Source organism: Marinobacter alexandrii, from assembly GCF_005871205.1.
In the GTDB taxonomy this organism is placed as follows: Bacteria; Pseudomonadota; Gammaproteobacteria; order Pseudomonadales; family Oleiphilaceae; genus Marinobacter; species Marinobacter alexandrii.
Genome location: NZ_SWKM01000014.1, coordinates 266642 through 281797, shown reverse-complemented (window position 1 = coordinate 281797; position 15156 = coordinate 266642). Strand labels below are relative to the sequence as shown.

The window sequence follows — 15156 nt, the reverse complement described above, 5'->3', positions numbered from 1 at the left end:
ACCATGGTCAGCCCAATTATCGGGACAGCCCAGTCATCGCGGCAGAGAGTCCCGAAGCATGTTTTTACGAATCTTGCCGGTGGCGGTCTTGGGCAATTCACCAAGCACTACCTTCCGCGGTGCCTTAAAGTGCGCCATGCGCTCCCGACAGAAGGCAATGATCTCTTCGGCGGTGGGTTCCTCACCATCGTCAACTGGATTAACAAAGGCGCAGGGTACTTCACCCCATTTTTCGTCGGCCATCGCCACCACCGCGGCCTCTGAGACTTTCGGGTGCTGATAAAGAACTTCTTCCACCTCCAGGCTGGAAATGTTTTCACCCCCCGAGATGATCACGTCCTTGGCCCGGTCCCGAATTTCGACATAGTGATCCGGGTGCATAACAGCTAGGTCACCAGTGTGGAACCAGCCGTCCCTAAACGCCTTCTCGGTAGCCTCTGGGTTTTTCAGGTATCCCTTCATGACAGTGTTGCCGCGGATACAAATTTCGCCCATGGCGTTGCCGTCGGCAGGCAGCGGCTGCCCGTTGGCTATATCCAGAACAGCGACCTCGTCCAGGCCGTGTGTGGGGACGCCCTGGCGGGACATATTTACAGCTCTTTCCTCCAGCGAAAGCTGCTGCCACTCCTGCTGGGGGACACACAGCGTTGCGGGCCCAAACGTTTCAGTCAGGCCATACAGGTGGGTAATGTGGAAGCCGATTTCCTCTGCCTTACGGATAACGCTGCTGGGAGGCGCCGCACCACCCAGAGCAAAGTGAGCGGGTCGCGAAAGTGTCACGCCCTCGCGTCCCAAATCTTGCAACAACATGTTCATCACCACAGGCGCACCGCACATGTGGGTTACACCGAAGTCTTCGATCCGGCGGTAAATTTCCATGGCGTCCACCTCCCGCAGGCAGACGTGGGTACCGCCCACAGCCGTGATCGCCCAGGTGTAGGCCCAACCGTTGCAATGGAACATTGGCAGGGTCCACAGGTAGACAGTCTCGGCGGTCATATCGAACACCATGGCATTGGTCATAGCCGCCAGATATGCGCCGCGGTGGTGGTAGACCACGCCTTTGGGGTTGCCGGTAGTGCCAGAGGTATAATTGAGAGTGATCGCGTCCCATTCATCGGATGGGCGTTGCCAGGAGGCCCCCGGATCTCCCTCCATCATCAGGCTCTCGTAGTCCAGGTCCGCCAGGCCCTCGCTAACCCCCGCTTTGCGCTCTATGGCGACCAACAACGGCGGTACCTCGAACTCAGCTATGGCCGCCTCGACCAGGTTTTCCCATTGGGTGTCATAGAACAGCACCCTCGCCTCTCCATGGGCCAGGATAAAAGACAGCGTTGCCGCATCCAGGCGGATATTAACGGAATTGAGCACGGCGCCGGCCATGGGAACGGCGTAGTGAGACTCCAGCATCTCGTGACTGTTCGGGCACAGGATGGCAACGGTGTCTCCCGTTTTGATACCACGGCAACGAAGCGCATTGCCCATCTGGCAACAACGCTGGTACAGCTCCCGATAGGACAGTGACCGGTCATCGTCAACGACCGCGCGCTTGGCTGGGAAAATCTGTGCCGAACGCTGCAGCAGGCTAAGCGGTGTCAGCGCAGAATGATTAGCGGCTGTTTTGTCGAGACTGTTGTACTTATTCATGTTTCACCGTTTCAGATAGCCCGGATTGTTGATCTCCAACCTGGCCTCTGTGAGGATCCGAAGCAAGGACCTCAGGGCCGGATCGGTTCCATCCAGGTGACGTTCTCGGATGGCCCGCGCAAGGGTTGTTTCAGCCTCACCGGCAGTGGTTTCAAGGGCCTGCTCTGCCAGGAATGCCAGGAGGGTCCGGTCGGTCTGTTCCGGCCGGCCTCGCTCACGCTGCTCAAACTCACGGATTGCCATACCCATGGCATTGGCAATCATCAATACCTGATATTTTCGCTCGCCCGTCAGCTCCGGGCGCACTGAATTCAGCAACACCTGACGGGCCTCGGTAAGCAAATCCCGGGTTTCGGGCTGATTGATCATTGCCCCTCCTCCAATTCACCAATCTGGTTCAGTAGGTCGAATTCCATCTGGGCCACCATCCGACCGGTCAATGCCAGCTCCAGTGAACGTTGTTCACCAGACATGTGCCTGCGCGCCTGCTGCAGCGCAATCATCGCCCAACGAACCAGAGCCATGACTTCCCAGTAGCGAACAGCCGAAGGGTCAAGATCAATGCCGCTCGCTTCCCGATAACCATCCAAGAGATCTTTTTTGTCCCCGATCCCACCAACCTCCCGGTCATCAGCACCAAACCGCCAGCTGCGGCAGCAGAGCCAACCCAGATCCTCGCAGGGATCGCTCCAGGCCGCGAATTCCCAATCCAGGACCGCGGTCAACTCGTCGCCGTCCATCATGTAATTGCCGGTCCGGAAGTCACAATGGCAAAGCACCGTTGGACCCGGTTCCGGCGCGTTGTCCTCAAGCCAGTTGAGCGCCCACTCCAGCACCGGATGGGGCTCACCAATTTCTTTCAAGTAACGACGATACAGCGCTACCCGGCTCAGGGCTGGATTGTCCAGATGGGGTAGCGGCAGGAACTCCAACGCCTGCTGGGGTGGCCTTACCGTGTGCAGCCTCGCGAGCTCGGTACCGAGCCGTCGCACGATATTCCGACGCTGCTTGTTGGTGAAGTTTGCTTTGACAAGCTTACGAGGAGACGCACTCCCTGCCGCGCGGGTCATCACGTAGAATACCCGTCCGCTAACGTCAGGGTTTTCGCACATCCAGAGTGGTTCCGGGGCCGTAACACCAGCACTGAATGCTGCTTGAAGGAGGCGGAATTCCTCGGGTCTGCTCAGGCTCTCTGTCACCCCGGAGGGAGCGTCCTGGCGGACCACAAATTCGTGCCGGCCCGGTCGGCTGCCGCCCTCCAGCTCTAGCGTTAACCCAAAATTGTCCTGGATAGCGCCCCCGGAAAGCTTGTCGAAATCGATCACCCGCGCACTCCGGGCATCGGTTTGCCGGACAATAAACGTGCAGAAGGTTTCGGCAAGCGCAGACATCAGTCCTTCACTCCCCAATGCCAGAAGTCCGTACGTTCTGCCAGCAGAGTCTTCGAGAACACCATCTTGTGTATTTCCGAAGCGCCATCCACCAATCGAGCCTGGCGGGCATAACGGTAGATCCACTCCAGCGGGGTATCTTTGGAGTAGCCTCGAGCCCCACAAAGCTGAATGGCAGTATCCACCGCCTTATGAAGGGTGTCGGCCACCGCGACCTTGGCCATGGACACTTCCTTGCGGGCGAAATCACCCTGGTCCAGCTTCCAAGCAGCATGCATAGTCAGTAGCCGACCGATCTGAATCTCCATCGCTGCTTCGCCTAGCAACCACTGCACGCCTTCCCGCTGGGACAGGGTCTGACCAAAGGATTCTCGGGTATCAACATACTCGGTGGCTATTTCCAGCGAACGCCGGGCCAGTCCCAGCCAGCGCATACAGTGGGTCAAGCGGGCCGTGCCCAGGCGGATCTGCGTAAGCTTAAGGCCGTCACCAACTTCCATCAGTCGATTTTCGTCCGGGATTTCCAGGCCATCGAACCGGAGTTCACAGTGGCCGCCGTGTTCTTCCGGTCCCATGATCGGAATCCGGCGGACGATCTCCCAGCCAGGATCATCCTTGTGGAACATGAAAGCGCTGAGGCCCTTACGGGTATCGTCAGAAGTCCGGGCAATCAGGATAAAATGGGATGCTTCGGCCGCGCCGGTAATATAGTGCTTGTGGCCGTGGATAACCCATCGGTCTCCTTCGCGCGTTGCAGTGGTTTGCATCATGCCCGGATCCGAGCCGCAACCCGGGGCAGGTTCGGTCATGACAAAAGATGAACTCACTTTGCCCTCAACAATGGGCTTGAGCCAGCGCTCCTGCTGAGCCTCGGTCCCCACCTTCGCGAGCACAATCATATTGCCGTCGTCCGGTGCGGCGGAATTGAACACCACAGGGCCGAAAATGGAGCGATTCATTTCTTCGTAACATGCCGCCATACCGGAGACATCGAGCCCTTGACCACCGAGAGACTGAGGAAGCTGAAGGCACCAAAGGCCCTGCTGCTTTGCCTTGGCACGCATCGATTCCAGAAAGTTAAGCTCAATGTTCTCGTGCTCATCGTAAGCCTCGGGATTCTGCTCCAAGGGCAACAGCTCCTGCTCGACAAAATCCCGAATGCGTTTTCGGTACGACTCGTTCCTGGGGTTCAAATTAAAGTCCACGGCCCACTCCTTACAGCGAGGATTGAAGATGACCGCCATCCACCACAAGGGTGCTGCCGGTCATGTATTGGGAAAGTCCGGAAGCCAGAAGCAGCAACGGACCACTGAGATCATCTGCCTGCCCCAGACGACGCTGAGGAATACGACGTATCATTTTCTGGCCGGGCTCACTGGCGAAAAACTCACGATTCAAGTCGGTTTCGATGTAACCCGGTGCCAGCGTGTTGACACGGATTCCATAACGCGCCCATTCGAGTGCAAGGGCACGAGTCAGTTGCTCAACACCGGCCTTAGCGGCTGCATAAGGCGCAACATTACCGGCTACGCGATGACCAAGAATGGAAGAAATCATAATAATGGTACCGCCACGGTTGGCCGCAGAGAGGCGGCGAGCTGCCTCAGTACCAACCAACCAGCAGCCCTTGAGATTGGTGTCGATCACCCGGTCCCAGTCCGAGCCCGTCAGGTCCAACGCCTTCTTACTGGTAGCCACGCCGGCATTCGAAACCACGACATCCGGTGTGGCGATGTCATCTGCCATGGTCTCGAACGCGTCAGCAACGCTTCCCTCGTCGGTGACATCCATGGTGACGACATGAATCCGATCAGCATACTCGGGAAATTCACCCTTAAGAGATTCCAGTGCCTCACGGCGGCGGCCACTGACAATGACCGTCGCACCCGCTTCGAGCAGGCATCGACTAAAGCTGTAGCCCAGGCCACCGGCAGCACCGGTAACCAATGCAACCTTGCCGTCAACCCGCAGGGACCAGTCCGTATTTTTAGGATTCGTGTTGTTGGAATTGTTCATATCTCGACCTCCGCCACTAAAAATAGAACGAGCGCTCGAAATATTCAAGTGTGAAATGGAATCGGAATCAGAATAGGGAATCGATTAAGCCCTTAAAGACGGTGTTAGCTGTGGTCGCATAGATTTAGCAATCGAAACCGAGGCGATATGGAATTACTACCAGCTGATTGAACGACCACCATGGACAAGCTCGACACCGTAAATCCACCGCTAACCCTGCTCATACTCCCTGACCAGTTCCTGCAAAAAAAAGAGACCGGCGGAGCTCAGGAAGCAGCGGCCGGCACCGGAACGAAACAGCAGATTGCGTTTATCCAGATAATCCAGGGCCTCCGAGAAGCCTTTGTCGAAGCGCGCAGTCCGAAGGATCTCCTGATATTCTTCATCGCCCGCCAAGGCGGCAAGGTCTTGCTCATTCAGCCCGGCATCGGGGCGACCAAGGTAATCCAGGTCCCGACCGCTGCGCGCAAAGAACCGCCCAATCAGCAGCAGTATCACTTGAACTCGAAAAGCGTTCTCATCGTGCTCATCGCCCTCCTCGTCACTACTTTCCTTCAAATAGAAAAACGCGCCAGTCTCGTTAAACACCAGTTCGCTGCCCAAGTGTTCGTAGAGAGTTCGAAAATGGGACAGGTGGTTGTACAGCAGGTTGTAGAGTCGATTAGCCCTCAACTCGGAGCGATTGCTATCCCACACATCACGAACAATCACCCGACCGGCCTGGAATTCCCGATAAATAGCCGCGCTTTCGGCAGGCAGAATCTCATCGTAAGTGCTTGAAGAATTTAAATTGTCCATGGTGCTGGTGGCTTCGATGGTGTCAGAGAATTCAGGCATGTTGATACTCTTCTTGATGGACCGGCTGATACGTTTCCAGGCGGCGTTTTCTGTAGACAAACTGATCGCTGTACGATGCCTGCTCCAGTATCCGGAAGCGGTTGGTGGTAACGACCTGCATGCCCTCCGGTGGCGAGTTCACCAGACGATTCAGGGCTGCCAGCAAATCCGGAAAGCGATAGCCCGGGATAAAACCATCCAGACGGCCGTGGAGTTCCCGCACCAGGTCTGTGGTCGGCCGCAACTCAAGGGTTTCCAGCCATTGATAGAGCTGGTTAATACGCTGAACATCGATGCGGGTGTGGCGGCCGCTTCCATCCACCTCCTGAAGAACCGGCACCTCGGCTTTCCGGCGAAGATCGTTCAGGCGAAGTTCCAATTCACTGAACAGCAATTGGTAATAACTCGATGAGTTACCAAAGGCGTAGTGTTTCGGGCGCTGCTGGGCCCGCAAGCCCACAAGAAAACCGGTACTGCGGGCAAAGTCCCCGCCCTCCAGCCATTTTCGTTTGAGACTCAGGGTCTCGGTTTCGCTCTTGAGCTCCCGCAGTTTGCCAAAGAAGTGCTCCATGGCGTTGTACTGGACCATGCCCTGGCGAGTCTTCCGCAGGAAGTGCTCCACCTCCTGGGCCACAGCCTGAATGGGCTTATACAGGGCATTGAGGCTGATGGAGGAGCGGAACAGCTGGTCCGCCAAGCTGTGGTCATCGTGGCTTTCCAGCAGCCGGACCATCGCCTCCAGAGTCTCAAACAGGTTGCTGCCATCAGGCAGGCGGGTGTCCGGGTTCAAGAACACCAGGGTCGGTTTGATGTGGCGTTCATAAAGGGTAACGATCTGCTCAAACAGGTTCTGGCGAAACTCCAGGTATTTCTCAGGCGCCCGGCTTGCATCGCCGGACAGATCCGCAAGCTGCGTACTGATGGTCTGCATGCGTAGTACATTCTGACGGAGCAGGCCGATAAGTTGGCTCACCCGCTCATTCAGGTCGTCCCTTAATTCGGTGAAGTCAGCATCGGCATCGCTGAAGCTGCTGGTTTCCAGTCGATTACGCACGTCCCGCAGGGTGACCAGATGCCCTCTCAGCCGGGCATCCGTCAATTCCTGATACAGAGACGCGTTGCAGGCCCGCATCAGGTTGATCAGGGCATCCTGAAGCACCAGTCGCCGCTCGCCTTCGGCCTTGATGATGTCGATCACCAGGCCACTGCGGAACAGGTTGTCGGTATTCAGTGCCAACCGTACCCGATCCCGTTCGGCATTACCGAGGGTGCGGGTATAGTCCATCACCTCGGCCACCAGATCACTCTCGCGAATATATCGGGCTTCGTTTCGGTCCATCCGTTCGATCATCCGGAACAGAATCTTCGGGTGATCGAACAGCAACCGAGTGGTATCCAGGGTGCTGAAGCGTTTACTCATCCACCGGCTCCAGCAGGTTGCTCTGGGCCTGATCAGCCCATTGGATCAGCAATTCGCCGTTGGTAAAACCCTCAGCACCGCCCCAGAACACAAGGCTGCGCTGCGGACTGTAGGGCCTTGCCGTGCGCATCTGCCCCACTTCCAGGTGCCGGCCGATCAGGTAAATCACTTCCGCGCTGGCGCTGTGGGTGGCGGCGGAGAACAGGTTAAAACCTTGCTTGCGTAATCGTTCCAGCAGCGAGGGCATCTGGCTGATGTCCACGCTGGCCAGTTCGTCCAGCACCATGGGGAACGACAGCTGGACGCCTGGATACAGCACCCGTTTCAGCAACCGGTACACCAGTTCCAGATTAATCAGTGCCGTGGTCGACGTGGACTGGCCTTTTTTGTCCAGGCTCGCGGCGTTTTCCTTGCGGGTGCGATAGGAAATGCCGGTAATCACCTTATCCATGGTCAGACGCTTGCTACCGCCCTGCTCCCCGAAAAAGTCCGCCACAAACACACGCAGGCGATCATAGAACGCATCAGACTGCAGTTGGTTGCCATAGGGGTCGATGTTGTTGGCTTCTTCCACCAGGTTTCGGAATTTAGGGTCTGTGTGAATATCCACGCGGATTTCCACCAGATCGTTGATCCGCACGCCGTCCAGTTCACGGTTGAGTTGCGTTTCAAAACGGGCAATGTGCTCATGATTGGATTTCAGGGCCTGTCGATAGCTCGCCACGGTCTCGTTGTGGATACCAACCTGCTGCTCCAGCACATTCCACCGCTCGACCATACCGGCAAACAGGTCCGACAGGCTCTTGAACGTTTCCCGAATGACCGATGACGCCGGGCTATCTTTCTGCAGCTGGCCCTCGGCATCTTCATGAATACCCAGGTAGACAAACTGGCGCAGGTGATCAAGGATACTGCGGCGACGCTCTTCCAGGTCGTCCAGTTGGGTTTGCAAATCATCAAATGCGGCAACCGACACATTTTCAACGGGCAAGTGCTCTTCGGCTTCCACAGCTTTCAGATGCGGGAAACGATGCTCCACAGTCCCCACGCTGCGGCTGAGGCCGGCCAGTTCCCGCTCCCGCTCTTCGATACGCTCTTTCTCGGCCCTGGCTTTGGCGGCTTTTTGTTGCACCGCGTCCTGTTTCTCCTGCTCCAGCCGGGCCTGTTCTTCCAGTTTGGCCAGCTGTTCCTCCGCCGCCTGTTTTTCCTCGGTGGCATCCCGCAGGGTGGTCGCGGCAGCCGGGTAACGCTGGAGCGTTTCCAGATCTTTCTCGATGGCGCGGATCTCTTTTTCCGTGCGCTCGATCAACCGTGGCCGGTCATGCTCCTGGTTGGCGGTGTCTGCCAGTTCCGCCCGCTCCTTTTCCAGGCCATGAAGCTCCCCTTCCAGATGCCGGCGCTGCTCTGCAAAGTCAGTCTGTCGGGCTGGCTGGGCCGCGTATTCGGCGTCGAACCAGTCAAAGCTCCTATCAGTAGGCACGAACAGCCGGGCAAACGCTTCGATGACCGCCTTGCTGTCAGCATCCAGATCCTGGCCCGGGCTGGCCATGACCAACCGGGGGTCCACGGCCCGTAGCGGCCCAGCGGTAGACTCGCCCAACTGATTTTGCAGTTGCCATTGTTGCTTGCTTTCCCGATCTCTCAAGGATTCGAGTTTGCGCTCAAGCTCCTGCTTCTTTTTCTGGATCTGCTCCAGCCGGATTTCCGCCTGGGCGGCACTCTTGAGGGCAGCCAGGTGCCCTTTCTTGCTATCAAGTTCCTCTCTCTGGATGTCCTCGATTTCCTGAAGGGTCATCTCCCCGTACTGGGACACCAGCAAATCGCCATCTTTCTGGTTCTGCTCTGCCTGCTTGAGACGACGGTCCGCGGATCGGATCTCGCCTTTCAAGCCGCTGGCGTCCTGCTCCAGTTTTTTCAGGGCTTGCAGTACATGGCGAAGCATGTCGTTCTGCTCATTGAAGGCCTCCAGAGCAGTTTTTCGCCTGGCGCCAATATCTTTCAAGGCATTGGTCACGCCATCCCTAAAAGCGGCGAAATCGTGCTGGCTGCGAAGCAGGGTCTGGTACGCCTGGTAATCCCGATAGAGTTTTTCGAACCGGGGGCGCTCTTTTTCGATTCGGGTGAGCTGGGTTTGTTGCTGTTTCAACTGGTCATGCCGGTTGAGAAACTCATCGATGTTGAAATCGAAGGCGTCATCGGCAAACTTCTTGTCCGCCTCGATAATGCTGGCCACCGCATTGGACATGGCCTGATCGTCCGCCTTCATTTCAAACAGCAGCAGGATCAGCGTGCGCAGAGACTGCACCCGGCGCTCATCGGACTCACCCAGGGGTAGTACGGAATAGCGCACGGCATCGGCGTTCATCAACTCGCTGCTGTACAGCATCTGTTTGAGTTTGGCCGGGTCATTCACTAGCCGGGTGTCTTTGGAGAACTTTTTCAGGGCCTCGGACAAACGGCTGAACGACAGCTCTGGCACAGCCTGCCCGATACCGTCCTCATCATCCCCATTCCAGAAAAGTGGCCGCAGCTGGTCGTAGCCCACCGGCACAAAAGCGCGGCCATAGCTGAGCTGGCTGGCGCTGTCCCGGTACAGAATCTGGCAATGCACGCCGGCCGGATTCTCGGCTTCCATGATCAGGAAACTGAACTGACTCGGAAAGTAATGCTGGTAGCTTTCCTCGTTGGTGTAGAAGCTGCCGGCGCTGGCATTGCGGAAAGCAAACTTCTTGCGGCTGTTCTTGAAATTGTTCTCAGGCAACAAAAACAGACGCAGTGAATTCAAGAGGCTGGACTTCCCCAGGTTGCCAGGGCCGAGGATCAGGCCGTGGTTGTCCACCGGGATTTCCACGTAACAGAAGCCGGCGGAATCGACCAGTACCAGGCGGCGAATGCCGAAGGTGAAATTGCTTGGACTGCCCTGGGAGTCACTCATCCAGAATCATCTCCTGTTCCATGAATTTGCCGGTGGCCCGAAATGTTTCAGCCAGGGACAAACATCCCAGCCCTTCAGCCAGCGAAAGTGCTTTGGTAAACCGTTCTGTGCTGTCCGGTACCTTGCAGAAACGGGCCAGCCACGGTTGCCAGTCTGTCGGCTGCACAAGCCGGGCTTTATCACCGAGAGAGGCAGCCATCGTCGAGAACATTTGCAGACCACCGGCATCATAATCGAATGCGCAGAATACGTCTTTGTAGCCCTTCAACCAGTCAAGAATTGCGGCCCGGGTAACCCGGTTGCCACCACCCAACACCACGTCGCAATTCATCAGCCGCAAATGCATTCCCAGTGCTTCACTGGCAAAATCGAGCATCTGCGAATACTGGTAGAAATTTCGCTCGTTCTCCACCACCAACACCGACGGGGCCCGGCGAAAACCCATGTCCACGGAGTCCGTTCCAATAACGACTACGTCCGGCCTGCTGGACGCCAACCCCTGATGGTAAACCAGAAGAAAGCTGACCTCGGTACCATGGCGGTGTGAGTTACCCTTTTTTGCGGCGTCTACCCTGCTTACCGGCGCTTGCGCCGCATCCTGCAGCTCCGTGAAAGCGGTTTCATCCAGGATCGTGACAAGCCAACGGTTGGTTTTCACCTTTTCCGTCGCAAACAACTCCCTATGGCGGCGCCGAAACGCCTCCGGCAGTTTCTTCAGGAAAGCTTCATAGTTAATGGGCTGGCCACGGAGGATTTTATCGAGGTAGTCGTTCAACAGCTCACCACAATCACTCTGAACAGTGTTTATGAACGTAGGTTTGACGATTAGTGTAACGCCATCAGGCGTCTACTGTATCGGGGACTTTTAATCCAGAATGTTAACCTGACTCTTTGCAAAGCGAGTGAAGGTAAGTCAATGAAAGACACGCACACTATCAGCCATGGCAACCCTATCCTGGTTACGTTCGATACTCAGGGCGAGCCACTGGATCTTGAGGACCTTGCTTCAGTCAGCCTTTTCGTTTCCGGGCGGCAGGCTGGTGAATTTCTGCTGCGGATGCAGGATTGGAGGTTGATCCGATGACCAAACTCGCTCTGATAACCGGTGCCAGCGCAGGAATTGGCCGTGAAGCCTGCGCCCATTTTGCTCAGAAGGGCTACAGGGTGATCGCCCTGTCCCGACAGCCAACCGGCGTCGAGTCAGCCGATCTGGAGCTGGCGCTGGATCTTGAATCCTTTGAGCAGATTGAAGGGCTTGCGGGCGCCCTGGACACCGAAATCGCGGGCGCCGAGCGGGTTATTCTGGTCAACAACTCCGGTTACGGGCAATTCGGCGCGCTTCGCGACCTGTCCGAATCCATGTGGCAAAAGCAGTTCAGCACCCACGTATTCGGCCCCATCAAGCTGGCTGCCGTCTGCCTCCGACTCTGCGAACAACACGGCATACCCTTGCGGGTCATCGCGGTTAGCTCCGTTCTATCCATCACGCCCCAGAAAATGAAAGGCGCTTACTGTGCCGCCAAATCCGCGATGAACACGGCCCATGAGAGCTTCTGGTTTGATGAACAGGCCAGCAAAAGCCTGGAAAGTGTTTCGCTTGTGCTCCCGGGCCCCGTGGCGACCCGGTTCAGAGAACATGCCCTGGCCGCTTTGCAGCCCTTGCTTGGCCGGGCAAGCGCCAAGCACCGGGAAAAGTACAAAGCCATGGAAGCAGCGCTGGCGCCAGGCGCCAGAATCAAGCCCTTTACAGCCAGTGCGTCGGACGTCGCGAAAAAGATTGTCAGAGCTGCCGAAGCGGGACGCCCCAAGCCCCGATATCTGGTTACACCACAGACCTACGCTGCCGAATTTATCACCCGGTTTATTCCCCGCTCGATCCAGAGAGTCATCTTTAGGTAAGGCGGGCCTTCTTCACCCGCCGGGCCTGGCTCAGTTCATCCTTCACGTATGCCCCGACGGCCTTGAGGATACCGAGGCGCGGATCAGCGTCTTGGTCAAATAGTACCGGTTGGGCTTACGCGGTTTTCTAATGTCATAAACGAAGACTACCTAATCTTTGGACTCACCCATATACGTGACCCGACCCCGGCCTCAAACGGTATGGTTTTATCGGATATCCAACGCATTTTCTAAACCTCCGTGTATTCCGATCTAAGCTTTAAAAGCAGTTCGACTTGGCCCGCAGCCTTCATCACCTGATAAATATCGATATCTTCGATGGTGGTATTGTTATCGACAAAACGAGAGAGATAGGTTTGAGACCGAGATGATACGCCAGCTCGCTTACATAAAATGTATGAGACTGACTCAGCTTCGAGTTCTCGCTGAGCATGCGAGAGACCTGTCCTTGCGGGAATTTTCAGCGCTTCATCGTCGCCCAGGTGTCCAAGATAAAGATGACCTAATTCGTGAATGAACGTGGCGAACTGGATGGGTGCGTCATGGTTCCTGTTGAGATTGAGCTGAAAACGTATCTTACCCTTGGGCTCACCGGCCAAGTACTTTCCCAAACGGTTAATAGAACCCGCACTCCGATCACCCGCATCAAAATATTCACTTCGAATCCCGCCCTTTTCGATGAGAGTGATGTAACGGGATATATTCTGCTGGGTGACATCTCCTTTGGCAGGAAAGCTAAACGCGTCATCGGGGACAGCTCTCCCCACTGTATCCATGATGTCGTAGAGCAACATCACCGGCCCGAAGGGCTTCATTATGATCAAGGGCCGGGCCTTTTTCTTCGGCTCGCGCCCAAATCTGTGCTTCCAATCCTTCACGCTAGCTGCGTAACTCAGGCCAGGCTTTTGAATCTGAAGAAGCATGGCATTGAACGGAGCGTACTGCCTAAAACGAGAAACGAAATCCAAAAGCTCGAGATAGTCCCGGCTTTGGTGATATAGCTTCGACTCAGCAAGTAGCTCATCCAAAACTTGCCTTTCTTCCTGGTGCTCAAAAAGATCCCCCTGAGTGCGTTGAGCATCCTTTCCAGCAACCATATTCCCTGTCCTTCAAACTAGCGGCATGGTGAATGCTTGCAACACATTCAGCTGAAATCACAAGTCCCAGTAAAAATCACGGATTGTTTGAGCCATCAATTTCCGCCTTGCTTCGAGAAACTGAGGGTAATTCTCAGCAGAGACTTCATTGATAAAATCAGGAATAGCATTTTCTTTAAGGTTTGCTTCGAGGTCGCTCTGCTGTGTGATCTCGCCGATTTTCAGCTCGCCCGTTTCGATCTGGCGGTTCAACCAGGCCATGTACTCTCTCGGCGGATTATCCTTAATCGCGATATTGATTGGCGTTTCGGTGAGCGCGAAGTTCGCAACCTGGTTGTAATCTCCCTGTTTGGGATAACCATTCTTAACCAAGTGGTTTTTGGGAACGATATGGTGCATGTCACCATGCCCTTCGATCATTTGGGCCACGTTGATCGATTTCGACAGAAAGCCACGCGCTGATCTATTAACTCGTGCAGCCAAATAAATCTGAAACGCGGGGCTGCGCCTGCTGGGCGAGACAAGCTCCTGCGGAAGCGCAACATCCCAAAAGCCCTCGCCAAGCTCTGAGGCCTCAATGAGACGCAAATAGTCGTCCACGCCCTGCTCTTCGATTCGACGAAGATCCGTCTCCCACGTCGACTCGAAACTTCCGACGGCTCGACCGGTGAGCAAGGTCATCACGAACCAGCGTTTAACTAGTCTCGAACGCTCGCCCTCAGACATTTTATCGTTGCTGCGAAGCCGCAAATAAAGCGCATACGCAAAGTTGAACGCGTTCTTTGAGCCAATCATGGATGAATCAATGAAGCCCGCAGACTTAATCATCATGACGAAGCGTTCAACGTGCGTCTTGCGAACCAGCTCATCCAGTGCATGTCCAAACCTAGCGAACGCATCCGGAATCCGGCTCTCATCTATTTTCCGTGTGGCCGGGTCCAGACCCGATAATTCGCTCACAATGGCACCAGCCTTACCGCGACTGAATCCGACTAATCCGGCTATGCGAATAACGTCGTTATACTCTGGCTGAAACAATTCATCAGACTGACTTTGCAGCCACTGTATTTTTGCCAAGTGGCCCGAATCGGCAAACTCGCGGTCATTCTCGCGGATATCTTCATAGGCATGTCCAGATACAGACAGATGGCAAAAGTAATCAATCAGCTTGCGTAAATTGCGGCCCTCGTCCCCATAGGTCGCGATTTTGCTCATCACAAAATCCGCGCTCGACAATGGGACACCTTTTGCGTTGATGCGAACAAAGATCTCTGCAACCGTATCCACATCGAGGTTGTCAGCCAGCGAGATCACACCAACTTGAGCATTCTCAATCGCAGCCAACCGTGTGACCGCAGACTCAACCTGAGCCTCGTCCACACCAGGGTTTCGATCGAAATACTGCCTTAAAAAAGTCAGCTGACTGTTACCAGAGAAGAATTCACTGATGTCATGAATCCACTGACTACTATTGCTGATCGCAGGAGTCCTGGTGGCGAACTCCTCGGTCAAAGGGTTAAAAGAAATCGCGATTCGTCTCTTGTCGTACTGCCTGCCCACCACGGGCTGCCCGGCGATGGCTGCGCGTAATGCGGTAACGCGCTGCTGACCATCAATCAGAATCTGTTGATGAGCCGCCACCTGCCCGCCTTTTAACTTAGCGCCAACAGACTGCCAAGTGATCAGGTATCCCACCGGATAGCCGTTGTAAAGCGAATCCATGAGGTCACGGACTTGGGAAGTCTTCCAGACGAAGGGGCGCTGTAGTTCCGGGATAGCTATCTTGTCGCTCCGAACATCGGAAAGCACTTGGCTCACCGCAGTTTGCTTAACTTCGTACTTCGCCATGAATCTCTGTCCTTGCATTCCCGTGATGAATTAAAGCTACCCGTACAGTGATCTGGAGATGCGCGA

The 15156-nt window shown here is 55.6% G+C and carries 13 protein-coding genes; 2 read left to right on the top strand and 11 right to left on the bottom strand.

Annotated elements, in window-relative coordinates; genetic code table 11:
- Positions 1 to 33: 33 nt before the first annotated feature.
- From FCS96_RS15175 to FCS96_RS15135, 9 genes are all read right to left on the bottom strand, one after another.
- Positions 34 to 1647 (bottom strand): long-chain-fatty-acid--CoA ligase, encoded by a 1614-nt coding sequence (locus FCS96_RS15175; RefSeq protein WP_138441221.1) that lies wholly within the window; start codon positions 1645 to 1647, stop codon positions 34 to 36.
- Positions 1648 to 1650: 3 nt separating this feature from the next.
- A complete protein-coding gene (locus FCS96_RS15170; protein WP_138441220.1) occupies positions 1651 to 2016 on the bottom strand; it encodes a DUF6285 domain-containing protein in 366 nt (121 codons plus the stop codon).
- Positions 2013 to 3038, bottom strand: a complete 1026-nt coding sequence (locus FCS96_RS15165; RefSeq protein ID WP_138441219.1) for a phosphotransferase family protein — start codon at positions 3036 to 3038, stop codon at positions 2013 to 2015. Before FCS96_RS15165 ends, FCS96_RS15170 begins: the two co-directional genes overlap by 4 nt.
- The gene (locus tag FCS96_RS15160) at positions 3038 to 4243 is read right to left on the bottom strand and encodes an acyl-CoA dehydrogenase family protein (RefSeq protein WP_138441218.1); all 1206 of its coding nucleotides are present in this window, start codon (positions 4241 to 4243) and stop codon (positions 3038 to 3040) included. The genes FCS96_RS15165 and FCS96_RS15160 overlap by 1 nt, the downstream gene beginning before the upstream one ends.
- Before the next feature lie 10 nt (positions 4244 to 4253).
- Positions 4254 to 5054, bottom strand: a complete 801-nt coding sequence (locus FCS96_RS15155; RefSeq protein ID WP_138441217.1) for an SDR family NAD(P)-dependent oxidoreductase — start codon at positions 5052 to 5054, stop codon at positions 4254 to 4256.
- Between the two features lie 210 nt (positions 5055 to 5264).
- Positions 5265 to 5891 carry a condensin complex protein MksE gene (locus FCS96_RS15150; RefSeq protein ID WP_228264124.1) on the bottom strand — a complete coding sequence of 209 codons (627 nt, stop codon included), beginning with the start codon at positions 5889 to 5891 and terminating at the stop codon, positions 5265 to 5267.
- Positions 5884 to 7311, bottom strand: coding sequence for a hypothetical protein (locus tag FCS96_RS15145; protein ID WP_138441216.1), 1428 nt, complete (start codon positions 7309 to 7311; stop codon positions 5884 to 5886). The genes FCS96_RS15150 and FCS96_RS15145 overlap by 8 nt, the downstream gene beginning before the upstream one ends.
- The gene (locus FCS96_RS15140; RefSeq protein ID WP_138441215.1) at positions 7304 to 10246 is read right to left on the bottom strand and encodes a coiled-coil domain-containing protein; all 2943 of its coding nucleotides are present in this window, start codon (positions 10244 to 10246) and stop codon (positions 7304 to 7306) included. Before FCS96_RS15140 ends, FCS96_RS15145 begins: the two co-directional genes overlap by 8 nt.
- Positions 10239 to 11021, bottom strand: a complete 783-nt coding sequence (locus FCS96_RS15135) for a hypothetical protein (RefSeq protein ID WP_138441214.1) — start codon at positions 11019 to 11021, stop codon at positions 10239 to 10241. Before FCS96_RS15135 ends, FCS96_RS15140 begins: the two co-directional genes overlap by 8 nt.
- Before the next feature lie 141 nt (positions 11022 to 11162).
- Between FCS96_RS15135 and FCS96_RS20245 the strand changes: the two genes are divergently transcribed.
- Positions 11163 to 11330, top strand: coding sequence for a hypothetical protein (locus FCS96_RS20245; RefSeq protein ID WP_228264123.1), 168 nt, complete (start codon positions 11163 to 11165; stop codon positions 11328 to 11330).
- On the top strand, positions 11327 to 12145 hold the full coding sequence (locus FCS96_RS15125; RefSeq protein ID WP_138441213.1) for an SDR family NAD(P)-dependent oxidoreductase: 819 nt from the start codon (positions 11327 to 11329) through the stop codon (positions 12143 to 12145). Before FCS96_RS20245 ends, FCS96_RS15125 begins: the two co-directional genes overlap by 4 nt.
- 230 nt (positions 12146 to 12375) lie before the next feature.
- Here FCS96_RS15125 and FCS96_RS15120 read toward each other — a convergent pair whose 3' ends face one another.
- Positions 12376 to 13242, bottom strand: coding sequence for a hypothetical protein (locus FCS96_RS15120; RefSeq protein ID WP_138441212.1), 867 nt, complete (start codon positions 13240 to 13242; stop codon positions 12376 to 12378).
- A gap of 57 nt (positions 13243 to 13299) precedes the next feature.
- Positions 13300 to 15090, bottom strand: a complete 1791-nt coding sequence (locus FCS96_RS15115) for a GmrSD restriction endonuclease domain-containing protein (protein WP_138441211.1) — start codon at positions 15088 to 15090, stop codon at positions 13300 to 13302.
- Between the last annotated feature and the right edge of the window lie 66 nt (positions 15091 to 15156).